Origin of the sequence: Stenotrophobium rhamnosiphilum, assembly GCF_003052265.1 — a bacterium.
GTDB lineage: Bacteria > Pseudomonadota > Gammaproteobacteria > Nevskiales > Nevskiaceae > Stenotrophobium > Stenotrophobium rhamnosiphilum.
Genome location: NZ_QANS01000005.1, coordinates 52,864 through 70,494 on the forward strand (window position 1 = coordinate 52,864; position 17,631 = coordinate 70,494).

General features: G+C 54.4%; 13 protein-coding genes. 7 read left to right on the forward strand and 6 right to left on the reverse strand.

The features are described 5' to 3' along the window. The first annotated feature begins 4 nt into the window (after nt 1-4). Nucleotides 5-1,009 (forward strand): NAD-dependent epimerase/dehydratase family protein, encoded by a 1,005-nt coding sequence (locus CJD38_RS13145; protein WP_107940828.1) that lies wholly within the window; start codon nt 5-7, stop codon nt 1,007-1,009. A 478-nt stretch (nt 1,010-1,487) separates the two neighbouring features. Here CJD38_RS13145 and CJD38_RS13150 read toward each other — a convergent pair whose 3' ends face one another. The 5 genes from CJD38_RS13150 to CJD38_RS13170 all read right to left on the reverse strand — a co-directional run bounded on the left by CJD38_RS13150 (nt 1,488) and on the right by CJD38_RS13170 (nt 9,634). Continuing rightward, nucleotides 1,488-4,556, reverse strand: a complete 3,069-nt coding sequence (locus tag CJD38_RS13150; protein ID WP_170107372.1) for an efflux RND transporter permease subunit — start codon at nt 4,554-4,556, stop codon at nt 1,488-1,490. Further along, complete coding sequence (locus CJD38_RS13155) at nt 4,553-5,656, reverse strand: efflux RND transporter periplasmic adaptor subunit (RefSeq protein ID WP_161554233.1); 1,104 nt, start codon at nt 5,654-5,656, stop codon at nt 4,553-4,555. Before CJD38_RS13155 ends, CJD38_RS13150 begins: the two co-directional genes overlap by 4 nt. Nucleotides 5,657-5,909: 253 nt before the next feature. Next, the gene (locus tag CJD38_RS13160; protein ID WP_161554234.1) at nt 5,910-6,833 is read right to left on the reverse strand and encodes an SDR family NAD(P)-dependent oxidoreductase; all 924 of its coding nucleotides are present in this window, start codon (nt 6,831-6,833) and stop codon (nt 5,910-5,912) included. Nucleotides 6,834-6,924: 91 nt separating this feature from the next. Continuing rightward, nucleotides 6,925-8,055 carry an FAS1-like dehydratase domain-containing protein gene (locus CJD38_RS13165; RefSeq protein ID WP_107941133.1) on the reverse strand — a complete coding sequence of 377 codons (1,131 nt, stop codon included), beginning with the start codon at nt 8,053-8,055 and terminating at the stop codon, nt 6,925-6,927. Between the two features lie 22 nt (nt 8,056-8,077). Beyond that, nucleotides 8,078-9,634, reverse strand: coding sequence for an acetate--CoA ligase (locus CJD38_RS13170; protein ID WP_107940831.1), 1,557 nt, complete (start codon nt 9,632-9,634; stop codon nt 8,078-8,080). 289 nt (nt 9,635-9,923) lie between these two features. Here CJD38_RS13170 and CJD38_RS13175 point away from each other — a divergent pair, with 289 nt between their 5' ends. From CJD38_RS13175 to CJD38_RS13200, 6 genes are all read left to right on the forward strand, one after another. Then, nucleotides 9,924-10,847, forward strand: a complete 924-nt coding sequence (locus CJD38_RS13175) for a helix-turn-helix transcriptional regulator (protein WP_146165985.1) — start codon at nt 9,924-9,926, stop codon at nt 10,845-10,847. 146 nt (nt 10,848-10,993) lie between these two features. Further along, nucleotides 10,994-13,633 (forward strand): TonB-dependent receptor, encoded by a 2,640-nt coding sequence (locus CJD38_RS13180; protein WP_107940833.1) that lies wholly within the window; start codon nt 10,994-10,996, stop codon nt 13,631-13,633. A 158-nt stretch (nt 13,634-13,791) separates the two neighbouring features. Then, nucleotides 13,792-14,505: a hypothetical protein gene (locus tag CJD38_RS13185; RefSeq protein WP_107940834.1), complete on the forward strand. Its 714-nt coding sequence runs from the start codon at nt 13,792-13,794 to the stop codon at nt 14,503-14,505. Continuing rightward, a complete protein-coding gene (locus CJD38_RS13190; protein WP_107940835.1) occupies nt 14,502-15,293 on the forward strand; it encodes a hypothetical protein in 792 nt (263 codons plus the stop codon). The genes CJD38_RS13185 and CJD38_RS13190 overlap by 4 nt, the downstream gene beginning before the upstream one ends. After that, a complete protein-coding gene (locus tag CJD38_RS13195; protein WP_107940836.1) occupies nt 15,290-15,865 on the forward strand; it encodes a cytochrome c oxidase subunit 3 in 576 nt (191 codons plus the stop codon). Before CJD38_RS13190 ends, CJD38_RS13195 begins: the two co-directional genes overlap by 4 nt. Nucleotides 15,866-15,874: 9 nt before the next feature. After that, nucleotides 15,875-16,153 carry a cytochrome C oxidase subunit IV family protein gene (locus tag CJD38_RS13200; RefSeq protein WP_161554235.1) on the forward strand — a complete coding sequence of 93 codons (279 nt, stop codon included), beginning with the start codon at nt 15,875-15,877 and terminating at the stop codon, nt 16,151-16,153. A 290-nt stretch (nt 16,154-16,443) separates the two neighbouring features. Here CJD38_RS13200 and CJD38_RS13205 read toward each other — a convergent pair whose 3' ends face one another. Next, nucleotides 16,444-17,607 (reverse strand): MopE-related protein, encoded by a 1,164-nt coding sequence (locus CJD38_RS13205; RefSeq protein WP_107940838.1) that lies wholly within the window; start codon nt 17,605-17,607, stop codon nt 16,444-16,446. Nucleotides 17,608-17,631 lie beyond the last annotated feature (24 nt).

A 17,631-nucleotide genomic window follows, 5' to 3' on the forward strand; every position in this document is an offset into this window, starting at 1 on the left:
TCGAATGAGTAATGTTGCGGATAAACCTGTACTCGTCACCGGCGCCAGTGGTTTCGTTGGCAGCCACACTGCTCGCTTACTGGTTGAGAGTGGGCGCAAGGTTCGCGTGCTGCTCCGTAAAAGCAGCAATACCGCAGCGGTAAAAGATCTTCCTGTTGAGATCATTTACGGCGATGTGCTGGACCCCAATTCCTTACGCACAGCAATGCAAGGTTGCAGCAGCGTGTTCTACAGCGTGGTTGATCCGCGCTTTTGGCTGACTGACACCACGCCGCTCTATCGCAATAACGTAGAAGGCTTAGTCAACGCGATGGATATCGCACTTGAACTGGGCGTTGAGCGTTTCATATTCACCAGTTCGATGGGCACTTTGGGTTTTAATCCGAACGGCCCCGTCACTGAAGACATTCCTTTCAACTGGCTTGATCGCGCTTCACCTTACATCCGTGCACGCCTGGAAGCAGAGAATAAATTTCTCAGCTACTGCCGAGAGAAAGGACTGCCCGGTGTTGCACTGTGCATCGCCAACACCTACGGCCCGCAGGATTATCAGCCCACGCCGCACGGCGGCATGCTGTGGGATGCTGCATCCGGCAAAGCGAAATACGCGCTGGATACGAGTGCACCAACGATCGATATTCGCGACGCCGCCGCAGCTGCTCTACTCGCAGAGAAACATGGGAGATTTGGTGAACGCTACATCATCGCTAACGAGTTCATCAGCAATTACGAGTTCTATCGTATTGCGGCTGAACTGCGCGGAAATCCGCCACTGAAAATTATTCCGATCAGTATTGCGCGTGCGATCGCTGCGACAGCAGAAGCGATCTTTAAGCTGATTGGCAAGAAGGATTATTTGCTGAGTAAGGATGCGGTCTTTTTATCTGGGGCGTTTAAGACCATGGACAACAGCAAAGCTCGCAAGGAGCTGCATTGGAATCCTCGTCCAATCAAGGAAACCATTAAAGACGCTGTAGATTGGTACGCGCAACACGAAAAAGCACCGTAGGGCGGGAGCATTCCGCCTTCCGAGAAATCGCAAATGCGAAAGGCGGGATACTCCCGCCCTACACGTTCGACTCAGCGCGTAGGCTGGGTTGAAGCGTAGCGAAACCCAGCAGCAACTCTAATCGACTAGATGCTGGGTTTGGCTTCGCGGCAACCCAGCCTACGATCACTTCCGCTTGTAGCGAATGTGCCGCGAGTATTCATCGACTCGCACAAATGCTGAAGTGGTTCCCTGTTTCTCGCATTGAGAAGTCAGCTGGCGAACGTATCAGGCTTATTCCCAATCACCGTAAAAGTGGGCTTGTGATGTTTCTTTGGTTACTTTCTTTGCGCCAAAGAAAGTAACCCGCACCACAGTGCGGAACACGCCATCTCAATCAGAACAGGTAGTAGTCTCGCGCAGCGCGTGAAAAATCTCGCCCCTCACCCTCAATCCCTCTCCCCATAAAAGGCATGGGGAGAGGGAAGCAAGACACTCCTTATGTTCGTGTGAGTTTCCTGCGAACCGCCGGGATGTACTTCTCTTTCATGTCATCCACCAACTCAAACACCACCGGCACCACCAGCAAGCTCAGCAACGTCGAAGTAATCAAGCCACCCACCACAACGACAGCCATTGGCGCGCGGAAGCTGCTGTCACCATCCAATCCCAGTGCAATCGGCATCATGCCGGCGCCCATCGCGAAGGTAGTCATGATGATCGGCCTCGCACGTTTGTGGCAGGCGTCAACAACGGCGTCGAGACGGTCCATGCCTAAATCTCTGCGCGCCATGATTACGTAGTCGACCAACAAGATTGAGTTCTTGCTGACGATACCGATCAGCATTAGCAAACCGATCAAGGCGGCCATCGACATCGAGTAGTCGAATACCCATAGCAAGCCCAGCGCGCCGGTTGCTGCTAACGGCAATGCCGCAAGCACGGTGATCGGCTGTCCAAAGTCATGGAACAACAACACCATCACTGCATAGACGCAGAAGATGCCAGCCAGCATCGCAAGCATGAATCCACTCATCATCTCGCTCATGTATTCAAGATCGCCGGCCAGTACCAGATCAACATCGGGTGGCAGCGTTTTAAGCGTGGGCAGCTTCCGTGCCTGCTCTAACACTTCGCCAACTGCGCGGCCTTGCAGATCCACAGCGAGACTAACGTAGCGATGACGGTCATAACGATCGATCTGCGCAGGCCCATCAGCAACGCTGATTTGCGCGATATTGCTCAGCGGCACTGCAGCGCCTGTTGCGCTCATCAGACGTAGCTGACCAATCGTGTCGAGAGCACCCATCGCACTTGGATCAAGTTGCACGCGCACGTATAGCTGTCGGCCTGGGAGATTCAATCTTGGAAGATTGAAGTCATAGTCGCCAGTGGTTGCTACACGAACAGCCTGGCCAATTTCCGCAGATGTAATGCCGAGTTCAGAAGCACGCGCGAAATCAGGGCGAATGACAATCTCAGGCCGCAGCACGCCAGCTGAGGTTTTGACGCCACCGATATTCGGCATCGAGCGCAGATCGGCCTCGACAGCACGCGCAGCTTTCATCAATGTTTCAGGGTTATCACCCGACAACATCAAACTCATTTTCTCGCCGGGCGATCCACGACCGACACTGATCTGAGCACCAGGAATCAGGAAAAGCTTTTTGCGTATATCTGCCTGCACTTCAATGTGTTTGCGCTTACGCGACTCAGGTGGATACAAGCCGATCGTGAGCTGGGCCGTGCGCACATCACCGGTAGAAGAATCCGCGCGCATATTGCCTACATTGACGCCAGCACCAATGGCGGCGAATACAGATTCCACTTCGGGGATCGTTTCCAAAACGGCTCGCGCGCGTTCTGCCAATGCCGTGGTCTGCTCCAGGTTACTGCCGGGTGGAGCGCCAATAATCACGAACTCCATGGTGTTGTCTTCAGTCGACAAGAACCCAGACGGAATCTGGCTGATCATCATCAACGATCCGAAGAAGATCACGGCAGCACCCGTGACGGTGGCAGCACGATGCTTGAGGCACCAGGTCACCAGCTTGAGATAGCCACGCATCAACGCGCCATCTTCTTCCACATGCGGCTGGGGCTTGAGGAATGCGGCAGCCATCATCGGCGTAAGCAGACGCGCGACTGCCAGTGAGAACAGTACGGCAGCCGAAGCAGTCCAACCGAACTGCTGGAAAATGGCACCGGTCAATCCGCCGACAAACGCTGTCGGCAAAAACACTGCGACCAAGGTCAACGATGTTGCAACAACCGCCAAACCAATTTCAGTTGCCGCTTCTATCGCTGCTTTCTTTGGCGGCTTACCCATGCGCAGATGGCGCATGATGTTTTCCACTTCGACAATCGCGTCATCCACCAAGATGCCGATGACGAGGGTCAGCGCTAGCAGCGTCACCGTGTTGAGCTTGTAACCCATCAGTGCCATGACGGCGAAAGTCGGAATGATCGACAGCGGCAGCGCCACTGCTGACACCAGCGTTGCGCGCCAGTCACGCAGGAATATCCAGACCACGAGCACGGCAAGGATTGCGCCCTCATACAGCATGCGCATGGCCGCTTCATATTCGGACACACTGAAATCGACGGTGTTCGAAATTTCAGCAATCTTCACGCGCGGGTTCGCCGCGCGTAATTGATCGACAGCAAGGCGCACTGCTTTTGCCGTTGACACTTCATCGTGTCCGCGTGCGCGGGCAACAGAGAAGCTCACCACGCGTTTGCCATCAAGCAATGCAAGTTGTTGGCGTTCGACAGTGGTATCGCGAACGTTTGCGATGTCGTTGATGCGTACGCGTCGTCCATCCGTCAGAGGGAACGACAGGTTTCCAAGGTCTTCGGCGTTCGACACCGTACCCAGCGTTCGCACCGGCTGGCGCAGGCCACCCAACTCGCCACGGCCACTAGGTGATTCCTGCTGCATGCTGCGTAGCTGTCGGCCAATTTCGCCAGCCGTCACATTGAGGGATTGCAGACGCACGGGATCCAGTTCAACACGCACTTCGCGCGAAACACCGCCCTGACGCGTGACCTGCGAAACACCGCTGACATGCAACAAAGACTTGGTGATGATGTCATCGACAAACCAGGACAGATCCGACTCGTCCATATTGTCCGATGAAACTGCGTACATCAGCACTGGCAGACCAGCAATGTTGACGCGCGTTATGACCGGTTCTTGCAGCGCGGTAGGCAGCGTTGAGCGTATGCGCGTTATTGCGTCGCGAACATCCGTCATGGCCTCTGGCAGGCTTTTATCGAAAGCTAATTCAATAACCATCGCGACGGCGCCATCACTGATTGTCGTCGTGACGTGGCGTACGCCACCGATACTTGAAATGGAGTCCTCGATCGGCCGGGCCACTTCGGCCTCGAGTTGTATCGGCGAGGCACCCGGCATCACCAGCGTTACGGTGACGGAAGGAAATTCCATATCAGGCATGTTCTGCACGCCCAAGTTATGGAAGCCCACCATGCCGGCAATCGCCAGCATGATGAAGAGAAGAATCGAAGGAGTGGGCTTGAGGATTGCCCAGGTAGAAATATTCACGGCGCGGGCTTGCCTGCTGCAGCGATGACGGTCACAAGATCACCGTTTGCGACGAATGCGCCACCGGAGAGGATGAGGCGATCCGAAATTGCAACGTTGCCCAGAATCTCAATCGCATTGCTTTGACGGCGACCGGTGTCCACCTTCACTTCATGCACGCGATTCTGCGCATCGACTTTCATCAGATAGCGATTGCCATCGCGAAGCACAACAGCCGTCTCGGGAAGCGTCAGCGCATCACGCTTGTCCAGCGCAAAACGACCAGTGACAAACACGCCTGCACTCAAGCCGCTGGCCGCGGGCAGATCGACATAAGCAAACCCATTGCGCGTCTTCGCATCAACTGTTGGCGAAACCTGTCGCAACTTACCCGTCACTTTCGATCCGTCAACCGCAGTCAATGTAACTGCCATGCCTGCTTTCAATCGTGTCAGAGCCGCAGCGGGAACTTGAGCGCGCCACTCCAAACGGTTTTTACGTACGAGGCGGAACAATTCCACGCCGACCATGCCAACGGATCCAACCGTTGCAGAGCGCGACGAAATCACGCCGTCGTCCGGAGCAACTACGCGTGCATAACGCAGCTGCAAAGCTTGAACTCTTTGTTGGGCCTTGGCCGAAGCGAGCATGGCTTCTGCCACTTGCGCTTGCGTGTGATAACCCATGATGACTTGTGCCGAGAGCGCATTGCTCTCGGCTAATTTATCCGCGCGCACAACATCAGCAGCAGCTTTCGCCAGATTCGCCTGTGCCTCGGCAACAGCCGCATCCTGACGCAGCAAGTTCGCACGTAATACATCTTCGCTGTAGCGAGCCAGAAGTTGGCCCTTGCTGACTTGATCGCCAACATCAGCACGCACTTCATCAAGGCGCACACCGCCGACTTCCGCACCAATGATCGCTTCTTGCCATGGCGTCACTTCGCCGCTGGCGGTTATCTCATCGCCCCAAGACTCTTGCTTGGGTGAAACCAGTTCAACCGCCATGACTGGCTTGGCCACGGTGGCTTCAGCTGTCTTGCCCTTGCACGCGGGGAGCAGCGTTACTGCCATTCCCACAAGAAAAACTGCCGCGATGCGGCCGATGATTGGTTTGCTCACGCTGCGCTTACACCTGAGATGAAACATAGAAGGACTGACCACATCAGCCTCGCGGCGACCGGATACCTTTTCGGAACGGGCCGCAAGATATGAAATAGAGTGGTTCATATATGGATTTTGAAGCTTTCGGCGTAGGACTGTCAACGCACAAACGGATGACTTACCTTGCCGGACGCAGCACACGCCAAAACTGGGCAGGAACGTCGCCCATCGGATACGTTTTATATGAGTGCTTTACCGCGTTGGATGATGCTTACGGCCAGAGATAGCGCATGCCCGTTTCCGATTCCAACCACGCCCAGAGCCTCGCTGCATCCGGCAAAGACTGCGCAGCTTTGGACGGCTTGGCGACCCGCGGCGCGCCGCGCATCTCAGCGAATCCAGACGGGCCATAAAACAAACCACCGCTGGCATTGGCGTCGATAGCCGCCATCAATGTCGGCTTCGCACCGTCTTCAATGCTTTGTCCGCCATAGTTGATGGCCCAACGCATGGTCAGCCGCGCCAGTCGATGTTTAAGAGGCAGCGGACCATTGTGGTTCCACCCCGCCCCGATGCCAGTTTTGGAAATGCCCGGGTGCGCAGCCAGACTCAGCAGTTTGTTGCCTGCTAACTGAGCGCGGCGATCCAGTTCTAAAGCAAACATCAGTGCAGCCAGCTTGGCGACGCCGTAAGCGATAGTCGGATCGTAACCACTCACTTGATTGAGATCGTTGAAAGGCAGCTTCGCGGTTCTGTGGGCCATGCTCGACAGCGTGACCACACGCGGTGACTGCGCTCGGTTTAACGCTTTCAACAGCGAGCCTGTCAGTACGTAATGCCCCACAACGCTAACGCCAAAACCAAGCTCGTGCCCCAGCGACGTTGCTGCGCGCTGCATCGGCGGTAGCAGGCCTGCGTTGTTGATCAGGAGATCGAGAACTAGATTCTCCTGTTCACGTTCATCAGCAAAATTTTTGACCGCGTCGAGATCACCAAGATCCAAAGCAAAGAATCTCGCGTTACTTTGCGGAACTGCTTCAATAATCGATCGTGCCGCTGCTTCACCTGCCTCACGATTGCGGTCGACAATCAGAACCTGAGCACCCTCACGCGCCAGACTCAGCGCAGTGGCAAGCCCTAATCCAGCAGCGCCTCCAGTAACTAAAGCAGTGCGTCGTTCAAGCGTGTTCGTCACGAGACTTTCCATTTTCTATTTGCAGGCACTGTAAACAAAAACGCCGCTGTGTCAGATCACGACACAGCGGCGCTGCACTTACAGACAAGTCTTACGGCAGTTCGACGATACCAACGCCAGTCGCGGAGAGTTCGCCCGTGTGCGTGATCGCTTTCTGGGTGATTTCCACCAGCTTGCGGCCATCTTCTTCAAACTTGCGGGTCACTTCGCCATTGATGTAGATGACATCGCCTTCCGGATTGTGACGACGGATTTGGCTGTTGGAGCTACGCAGGAAGCCTGCATCGCCCTGCCAGTTGGTCAGGTGATGCGTGAGCCATGAGGTGCGCTCTGGGCCGTAATCGTAGGCACCTGGCGTACCAACCTTCAGTGCAAACTCTTCTTCCCAATGCACGCGCTCTGGGCAATCTGGAATGCCGAAGCGGTTCTTGATGCCGAGGCCCGGATGCTTGTGATGCTGCGCCCAAGCGAGTTTGTTAGCGCGGATGTACAAGCCGCCCCAGCCCTGCGCGTAGCAGATAAAGCCGGTGACAGTCATCGGACCCTTCACCATCGTTGGCAACTTGTCACCAACATTGACGTCCTTCCAGTAACGCGGCGTGGCGCCACGTACTTCTTCCTTCGCATACAGCTCGAAGATCTTCGACAGCTCTTCGTCGGTGTAGACCTTCGGAGCACGTGCCTTTACTTCCTTGTACTTGGTGCCTTCTTCGCGAGCGACGTCGCGATCGGTGCGGAAGCACCAGCTGTCGGCTTCAGCAACGCACTCGCCCTTCTGATTGAAGAACTTCACGTTGTAGATCTGCTGGAAAGAACGACCAGCGAATTTGGTCTGATGTTCGATCAGATCTTTCAGCTTGGCTTCAGTGGTGATGGTGTCATTGCGCTTGACTGGCAAATGCCACTTCCAATTCGCGCCAGCCCACATTGCGTGCGTGCCTGACAGGCCGCCAACGTAGCCAGAGATAATGCGGCTGGTGGTGAACAGGAAGCTAGGCAGCGCAACGATGCCACCGAAGCGCGACTTGGCTGCGTATTCCGGATCGCACCAGAGCGGGTTGTCATCGCCAATGCCATGCGCGTAGTGACGAATCGCATCACGCGTGGCTTCGTAGTTCCAAGGCTCTACGGTGTCAGTGATTGCAACGCCGATGCGCGAACGAAGATCATCCAACGCCTTGTCGGTGATTTTTGGAAACAGAGTCTCTTTCTCTTGTGACATGCCACTCTCCTTGAAATATTCGTTATGCAACTGCCGCGGCGCTTTCACGATCACGCAGCACTTTGCGATTGACCTTACCGGCCGGGGTTTTGGGTAATTCGTCGACGATGGCAATCACGCGTGGATACTCGTGCTGGCTCAAGCGCTCGCGCGTGAAGTCCTGCAGTTCGCGAATAAATACGTCGTCGGTGTTGCGTGGGCTTACTACGAAGGCCTTCACCACCTGCCCGCGCAACTGATCCTTCACGCCGATGACCGCGGCTTCGCGCACATCGGGATGCTTCAACAAAACGTTTTCGATCTCGACGGCGCTCATCGTCCAGCCAGCAGAGATGATCACGTCATCTGCGCGACCACCGTGATACAGATATCCGTCTTCGTCGATATAGCCGAGATCTTTAGTGGCGACCCACTGGCCGCGACGCAGCAGTTTCAGCTCCCCGACCTGACGCGGCTCGCAACGCTTGCCGCTAGGGTCGTGCACTTCTACGGTCTGACCGGGAATCGCTTTGCCTAGTGAACCGGGCTTTACCTGAAAATCTGGCGCGCCGGGATAATTCACCAGCACCACACCAATTTCCGTCGTGCCATACATGCTGCACACGGGGTGACCAAATAGTGGCTCAACATATTCCAACGTCGCCGTATCAATCGGCTCGCCGGTGTAAGAAAGCTTCTGGATGTTGAATTTGAACTTCTCGGCTTCACCAGTCGCCTTCATCATTCGATAGTGCGTTGCCGCTGCCGAAAGATTGGTGATCTTGAAATCCTGCAGCGCCTGCAACAAACGGATCGCTGCAAATTTGCCTGACATGGTGCCGGTGGTTACGCCGAGTGACAGTGGCGCCAAGGTGCCGTGCCACATGCCATGTCCCCATGCAGGCGACGATGGGCAGAAGAAATCATCACCCGGACGAACGCCGGTGCCGTACAACGCAGCGAGTGCAAGCACGACGATTGATTTGTGAGTGTGCTTAACCGCAGCAGGCAACTCGCGCGTGGTTCCCGAGGTGTACTGGAACGCTGCGAGATCATCGCCTTTTGTAGTGACGACGAATGTATCTGAGAATTTCTTCAGCTCTTCGAACAGCGATTCATCTGCAACTACAACTCGTGTATTTGCAGAAGTACGTGCGGTTTCTGCTTTCTCAGTATTAGTAACGAGAATTGTCGGCGTGCAATCCGCTACACGCAGCTGAACGCCTTCAGGTCCAAACAATGTGAATAACGGCACACTGATTGCGCCCGTCTTCATCGCGCCAAACATCGCCATGTAAAACGCCAGCGATGGATCAAGCATGAACGCAACGCGATCGCCCGGCTTTACGCCTTGCGCAATCAGCCAGTTCGCAAAGCGGCTAGACCACAGCGAGATTTCTTTAAAGCTGAGAATTTCATCGTGACCATCAGCATGCGCAACGCGCACGGCAATCCGCTTGGAATCAGCGGCGTGCCGATCAATGCACTCATGAGCAATGTTGAAGGACTCAGGAGTCCCGTCAAACAAAGCCCAGACCTCCTGCATCGAGTAATGCTGCTGTGCATCAGCATAGCTCGTGTATTCCGTCAGCTTCTTCATTCAGTGTCTCTTGCTCTAGGCCATAAGGCCTTTGTCATTCCGAACGGAGTGAGGAATCCTGCTGTGAAGAGCCGAAGCAAGATCCCTCGCTGCGCTCGGGATGACAGATCGTTTTGTTATGGGACTCATCAAAACAGAATTTGGATATTGTTGTCAATGCGCAATACTTGTTTTATATATACAACAATGTAAGTATCGGATAAGCCATCAGTTAGCGACAAGAACCACTACCGATTGAGGCAAAACACGCTTGTGCAGAACATTGCCGCCCGCACATGGAGGTGCATAATTGAATGACCATAGTCTCGAACGTCAGCGCCCTCAAAACGCCTACACGATGAAGCCGCACGCAAAAGCAGCGATGGATGTGGATGCCGAACTGAATGTGCCTAGCGCACAGGTTCAGCTTGTCCACTATCAATTCGGCGAAGCGCCGAAGAGCGTTGTGCGGATGGACAGCACCATCCGCGTTGAACTCAGCCTCTCGCCAAGACATCGCAGCGCGCGCGCCTGCTTTGCAGATCGTTGGAGTTCGAATCGTTTTGAACGCATCGGTGAAATGTTCGTGCTGCCGCCGACCATTGATATGACGGCACGCAGTGATGAGACCCACTCCATCCACTCGGTGATCTGCCAGCTTGAACTTGAACCAGTGGTTTCACTGTTCGATACCTTGCCGGATCTTTCTGATCACTTCCTGTTAATCGGCTTGGATATCCGCGATGTGAATCTACGCAGACTGATGCTGCGCATGGCCAATGAGGTCAAACATCCGGGCTTTGGCAGTCGCATTCTGGTGGATGCACTTGCAACCCAAATCAGCATTGAGCTTTTGCGTTATGGCAAGGCGATTCCCGAACTGACTAAGCAAGTGGGGCTCGCAGCGTGGCAATTAAAACGCATAGATGATCGCCTGATTGATATGCGCGAAGCCCCCACCCTGCCGGAGCTGGCCAAGCTGTGTGGCATATCAGTGCGTCAACTCACTCGTGGTTTCCGCGCCTCGCGTGGCTGCTCGGTTGGCACGCATGTCGCTATCAGTCAGATGGCTCATGCCGAGGTGCTTTTAGCCAAGGATCAGAGCATCGCATCCATCGCCGAGACGCTAGGCTTCTCCTCCGCTTCAAACTTTTGCTACGCCTTCCGTCGTTCGACCGGCAAGACACCAAACGAATACCGTCAGTCTTTGTCGCACTACTCAAGCCTGAACTAAAACGCGTCGAAATCGCAGTAAAAGCATCTGGCCTACTTTCAATAGAAAGGCCAGTAATCAGCCTAGACCCTGATCACTTTCCCCTCTAGCTTTATCAAATACGCGGGACCACCCGCGAGTCGCAGCATTTCTGAAGGGGAAGATGCATGAGGAAAAACCTCGCGAATAAACGTTTTTTTGCGCCAATCGCGCTTTGCCTCACATTGGCAGCGCCGACTGCTGTTCTTGCGCAGGCTGAAAGCGATCTCGATAGCTTGCTCAATACAATTGAGCCAGAGGCATCGAGCAAGCAGCCCAGCACTGCAGAACCAGCGCCAGTAGCAGAGACCACGCCTGCTCCTGCAAATGAATCTTCTGCAGAAACCGCGCCGTTGGAAGTGATCACACTTCCTGAGCAAGCCAAAACAGCGCCTCCTGCTCAAACGAACACGCAATCACGCGCCCGCATTGAAGAGGTCGTGGTCACCGCACAACGTACTGCAGAAAACATGCAGGACGTTCCCATCGCAATCTCTGCGATCAGTGCCGATGATCTGCGTCGCGATCAGATCAGCAGTCCGCAGGATTTGAATGGACGCATACCGTCACTGGTCATCACCAGCGGCAGCCAGATGCGCAATACGGAATCCCCAACTATTCGTGGACAGGGCGCGCAATTTGGCGCCAGCCCCGGTGTCGTTATTTATATTGGAGAAGTAGCAGTTCCGTCTGATCCGGTCGCCAACAACCAAGGCGGCCCAGGCAAATTTTTTGATCTGTCGAGCGTGCAGGTTCTCAAAGGCTCGCAGGGCACGTTGTTTGGCCGCAATACAACCGGTGGCGCATTGCTGTTGGAGCCACACAGACCGGAAGACAATCTTTCGGTCTCCATCAGTACCGGCGTTAGTAATTTGTCAGGCCGTAAATTGGAAGGCGTGTTCAATGCGCCGATCATCAGCGACACGCTGCTCGTCCGCGTTGGCGGCCAGTATCTTGATCGCGCGGGTTTCACCCACGATGTCGTCACCGGCAAAGATTACGACAGTAAGCACTACTGGACTGCGCGCGCGGGGTTGCTATGGAAACCCAACGAGTCTTTCGAAAACTATTTGATGAGTTACTGGACAGACAGCAAGGACAACGGCACTGCAACCGTAATCGAGCGAATCAATCGGGAAGGTCTTAATCGCGCGATACCCGGCGCCATTGGCTTAGGTGCGCTGTCGCAAGCGATTCCAGGTTTGGACATCACCCAAACCGCCAACCTCGGCTGCACCGTACTGAATTTCTTTGGCCCTTCGACCAACTGCGGGCAAGACATCCTTGACGAGCAAGCCGCACGTGGCAAGCGCCATGTACAGCTCAGCGGCGATCCCACCGACATGCTCAAGACTGGCGCGATTATCGACAAAGCCCGCTACGCACTGAGCGATACGCTGAACCTCGTCAATATCGCCAGCTATTCCGCCTTCAGACACGGCTATCGCTGGGATCTCGACGGCTCGCGCGCCTCGCTCAATGAGTTCATCAATCCCGACGGCGTGCTGCAGTCCGATGTCCGCACCATCACTGAAGAACTACAACTGCAAGGCAAGGGCTTTGACGATGCGCTGAATTTTGTGATCGGTGGTTACTATGAAAAGACCAAAGCCAAAGGTCACATCATTGCCAAGTCGCTGATGTTTGTTGATGTTGATCAGCAGTACGAACAGAGCAAGAAATCCTTCGCGCCCTTCATGCAAGGCACTTACGATCTCGGGCATTTGTTTGAACCCTTGGAAGGCCTCAATTTCACCCTCGGCGCGCGTCGCACCAACGACAAGACCAGCGGCAATGCATCAATCAAGCAAGTTGCTGTCGGTCTTGTGCCACTGGTCGACAAAAGTTTTGTCGCCGCAATAGAAAGTGCGGTGTGGACCTACACCGCTGGGCTCGACTACAAGCTTGATGGCGATGAAAGCCACAATCTGCTCTACGGCAAAATTAGTCGCGGCTACAAAACTGGCGGCATCGCACCGATCTCCGTCAACCCCGCGCGCTACACCTACAAGCCAGAGTTCGTCACCAATTACGAGCTTGGACAAAAGTCTGACTTCACCGTCGCTCAAATTCCGGCGCGCCTCAATAGCGCGGTCTACTACACCAGCTATACCAATTTGCAGAAGGCCGGCATCGACGCTTACGTGCCGCCCAACTCCGTCAGCCCAGTTCCACAACTCGGCCAATCTATTTTCAACGTCGGCAAGGCCTGGGTCGCAGGCTTTGAAATGGACCTGACACTTCAGCCGACAGAACACTTCAGCTTCGTTGGCACCTATGGCTACACACGTGCTGCTTATCAGACATTCAAAGTGGACTACACCGGCGCAACACCACAGCTCGATTGCAGCGGCCAAGAGAAAGGAGCCGGCAATGTAATTGATCTGAGTTGCATTCCTTACCAATCCGCACCCAAACAACAATTCAGTTTGTCGAGTCGCTATACCTTGCCACTAGATTCCAAGTACGGCGATGTTGAAGCCTCGATGACCTACACATGGACCGACAAGCAATACAGCGGACAATCCTCTCCACCACAGGCAGAGCCCGGCGCATGGCTCCCTTCGGTTGGACTGTTCAATGCCAGCCTGAGTTGGCGCGATATCATGAGCACGTCACTTGATCTGCAACTGTACGGCAGCAATCTGGCCAACAAGCTCTATCGCATTTCCAACAGCAACCAATGGAACCTGACTTACTTCCAGAGTTCGATCTATTCAGAGCCGCGAATCATTGGTCTCAATCTCAGCTATCACTGGGGTGAGTAATGCAAAGAGCGACTGCATACAATCCTTGTCATTTCGAACACCTTTGTGTCATTCCGAACGGAGTGAGGAATCTAGCTTCAATTCTCGCCAATAAAGCGGCCGCAAGATTCCTCGTTGCACTCGGAATGACAAATCAATTTTGAGCCTGAGAAATAACAATGCGTAAAGTTGATGGCGAAATTATTCTGTTCTGGGCGCTGCCTTTTTTTGCCCTGATGTGGATTGTGATTTTCTTTTTGTTCCCCGGATTTTCACCGCCAATGTCACCCACGATGTCAGCAGAACAAGTCGCTGCTTTCTATCGTGATCCAGAAAATCTTCCGCGCATTCGCTACAGCATGATCATGTTCAACTGGTTTGCTGTGGGCATCGTCACGTTCCTGACGCTGATCGTGATGCAGATGAAGCGCATGGCGCATCGCACGCCGATCCTCGCCTACTGCTATCTGGGCTGCTCAACGGGTGGGCCCGTGCTGTTCTTCCTCGCTGATCTGTTCTGGTTGATGGCGGCCTTCCGTCCAGAACGCGATCCACAACTCACGCAACTCTTCAACGATCTCGCTTGGGTCACATTCACCGGACAGGTCGGCTTCATGGTTGCGCAGTGTGTGTTTCTCGCTTTGGCGATTTTTCTGGATCGACAAGCCAAGCCCATATTTCAACGCTGGGTCGCACACTTCAATCTGATCATCGCCGCAGCAGTAGCACCCGCTGCGTTCGTCGCAACTGCACTGACCGGCCCACTCGCGTGGGACGGCCTGCTGTCATTCTGGGTTCGCAACAGTGCGATCGCTCTTTGGCTCGTTGTGATGGCCATCGTCATCGGCAAAACGCTGTACAAGCAACGCGCAGAAGAAGTAGCCGCCGCATGAGCGCCGTAGCGAGCGAGCTTGCAGCACCGCCCGCAAGTCTCGTGGGGCGTATTGGCTGGCACTGGAAACACAATCCCAAGATCGAGTTGTGGATCATGTGGTGGGCGATGGTTTGCTTCTACCAACTGTTCGGCGTCGTCTTCGCCTTGATGACACGCGTAATGCCACCGCCTGCACCGTGGTGGGATCAAGCCAGAATCGTGCAATGGTTCAACGACAATCACTACGGCCTGCTGTGGGGATTCGGCATCATTTTTTTGGTCGCGGGCATCACCGCCTCCATGAATGCTCTGATCGCCTACTCAATGACACGCATGTCGGTGAGCCGCGCATTCAGTTACATCTACGTCGCGATTTATTCGCTCGCCACGCTGCCCGGCATGTTGTTGACTGCCATTTTTCTGACAGTCGGCGCGCTGCGTCCTGATCGTGATCCGGCTGTGATCAGCTGGCTGTATGACGCCAGCTTCACCGCTTTCGTCGGCACCATGGGCGTGTTTCTCATCGGCACATCGGTGTGGATGCTCGCCGTGCTGCTCGACAAGAATCGCGTGTTCCCGCTGTGGTTTGCTTATCTCAACATCTGCAATCTGCTGACGGAAATTGTTGTGGCACCCATGTGGATCTTCAAGGAAGGCCCGTTTGCATGGAATGGCATCATCGCCTTCTGGGTCGACACACTGGTGTTTGTCGTCTACACAATAGCGTTCATCACCTTGCTACGCCGACTGATCGTCCGTGAAGATTTTGGCGATGGCCCTCTGCCCGAACTTGAGCAGCGCACATGAGCACCATCGTCGCAACCAATGCCGAACGCAGCGTGCCTGGTCAGATCGACATCTGGTATTTCGTACTGGTTGAAGTTGTGATCTTCAGCAGCTACTTCATCACCTACATGCTCTACCGCATCTGGGATCCGGCGCTTTACTTGGAATCACAAGCGCATCTAAGCCAGAACTTCGGCGCACTCAACACAGTGATCCTGCTGGTCAGCTCCTGGTTGATTGCCCGCGGTGTTCAAGCCGCACGAGAGCAGCGATACGAATCAGCACAGAACTTGGTCGGCATGACCATTCTTTGCGGGGTGCTATTCATCATCTCAAAACTGTTTGAGTGGTCTTCAAAGATCCAGCAAGGATTCGAGTTTTCGACCAACCAGTTTTTCTCTTTCTACTACTTCTTGACCGGCATCCACGTTCTGCACGTGCTGATCGGTTTTGTCTTCCTTAGCGTTGTAATTTATCAACTCCGCAGCCCGCAGCGGCGTTCGATCAAGGTCATCGAATCCGGTGCCATCTACTGGCACATGGTCGATTTCCTGTGGGTGATCATCTTCGCCCTGCTCTACGTGATGAGGTGATCAATGGGCATGACGGATAAAAGACTGGCCGCTGTTTGCCTACTCCTCACAGGCGTGACGCTGCTTTCATGGTGGCTAGGTAACAGCCACGGTCATCATGCGTTCACGCTGAACGCAGGCATCACACTGGGCGTGATTTTGATCGCAGCACTGAAAGTACGCGTGATCGCTTGGGAGTTTATGGAACTGAAGCAAGCGCCATTGAAGATGCAGCGCGTTGCTGATGCAGCGCTTGCGTTCATCATCACGGTCTTGTTGACACTTTATTTCGTCGGGCTCTCAGCGTAAGAAGATCTCGAGTTATCGACACTCAAATATTCGCTTTGTGCCAGAAGCGGACGTTCAATGCCCAAACTCTTCCTGCGCGGATTCGTAGCGAAGCGAAAGTGTAGAGGTTGGCTGGATACATAATCTAGCCAAATTCCGAGCTGTCCCGCCGACGCAATTTTCTGCGTAATTCTTCAATGAAATAACTGCTGTCTGACATCAAAGGATCAATTGCGAGAATACGTTTTCTGTTCACTTCAAGTTTTGGTCGCTCCCCGTTCTCAGCTATTTATCTCTTACACGACCGAGACTCAATCGCTCAATGAGTACCTGCAGTCCTCGTTGATGCTGTTACCAGAAATCTCGGCGGCAGCAGGATTGATGGCGACATTGTTGTCGTCGCAATCACGGAATATGTCCTGCTCCTGCGAGTAATAGCCGTCGCCATCGTTGTCGGTGCCGTAATCAATCATCAGTGGCAGATAGAAATGCCCGCCATCCGAGACGATCTTGACGAGGACATTCTGGTCGCTGCTACTGCTGTTCTTTAGCGAGGAAGGTGTCACGCCATCTTCCAGATAGACCTCTTCATGCCAGAAGCCATCGGCCATCAAAGCAGTAACACCATAGTAATGACCGGCGGGCACGGTGACCTTGAACCAGTCCGCGTCACCCGTCGTCAGGCTATGGCCCCAACGGTCCTCCGGCACCATGTGGAGATACTGCAGCTGATAGAGCTGGTAGTTAGCCATGGGAATACGGCTGGTGGTTGTGGCAGCGTTGTTATCGGTCGGTTCGAAACTGTCCGGGTCAGAGGCCAGCAGCATGTCCGCTCCCGTGCAGTCCTGATCCACGCCATCGCCAGGGATATCGTTGCCCCAGATACTGATGTCGGCATTCTTCTCATTGCAATCAAACCAGCTTGAAACATCATCACCATCACTGTCCACATAGGAATGCACGTTGAGCCAGTAATTGCTCACGCCCCAGTCTTGGCGATTATCAAGAGTCTGATAGCCGATCTTGAGAAAGTAAGTGCCCGATGCGGCGGGCGTGAACTTGATGCGGTTGGCGGCCAAATAAAAGTTGTTGCGCGCACCGACTTCGGTCACGCCATCGGTTCCATACATTCGGGTTTCCGTGCCACAGGTGGGGCACTGGTGGTCCACTACCACCTCGTAAGTCGTGCCGGCCTTTAAATCCAACTTGACCCAATCCAGATCACCCTGCGGGAAAATCGTGCCCTTGTAAGTGCGGTTGACCCGGATCGCCGTAGCGTGGGCGGCGTCGCGGTTGATATCGCCGTTGACGTCGAAGTCGTCTACCGCGGTGGGATAGAAGGTCTTGTCCGGCTCCCGCTTGTCGCTGCCGCTATCGCCTCCTGCACAAGCAGCCAACAAAGCAGCCATGAGTAAGGACAAGATGAAGTTCGCAAGCTTCTTCCTGCGGATCAATTCTGTATGAGCAAAATTCATAATGGCTCCTGTCGTCAGATCAAT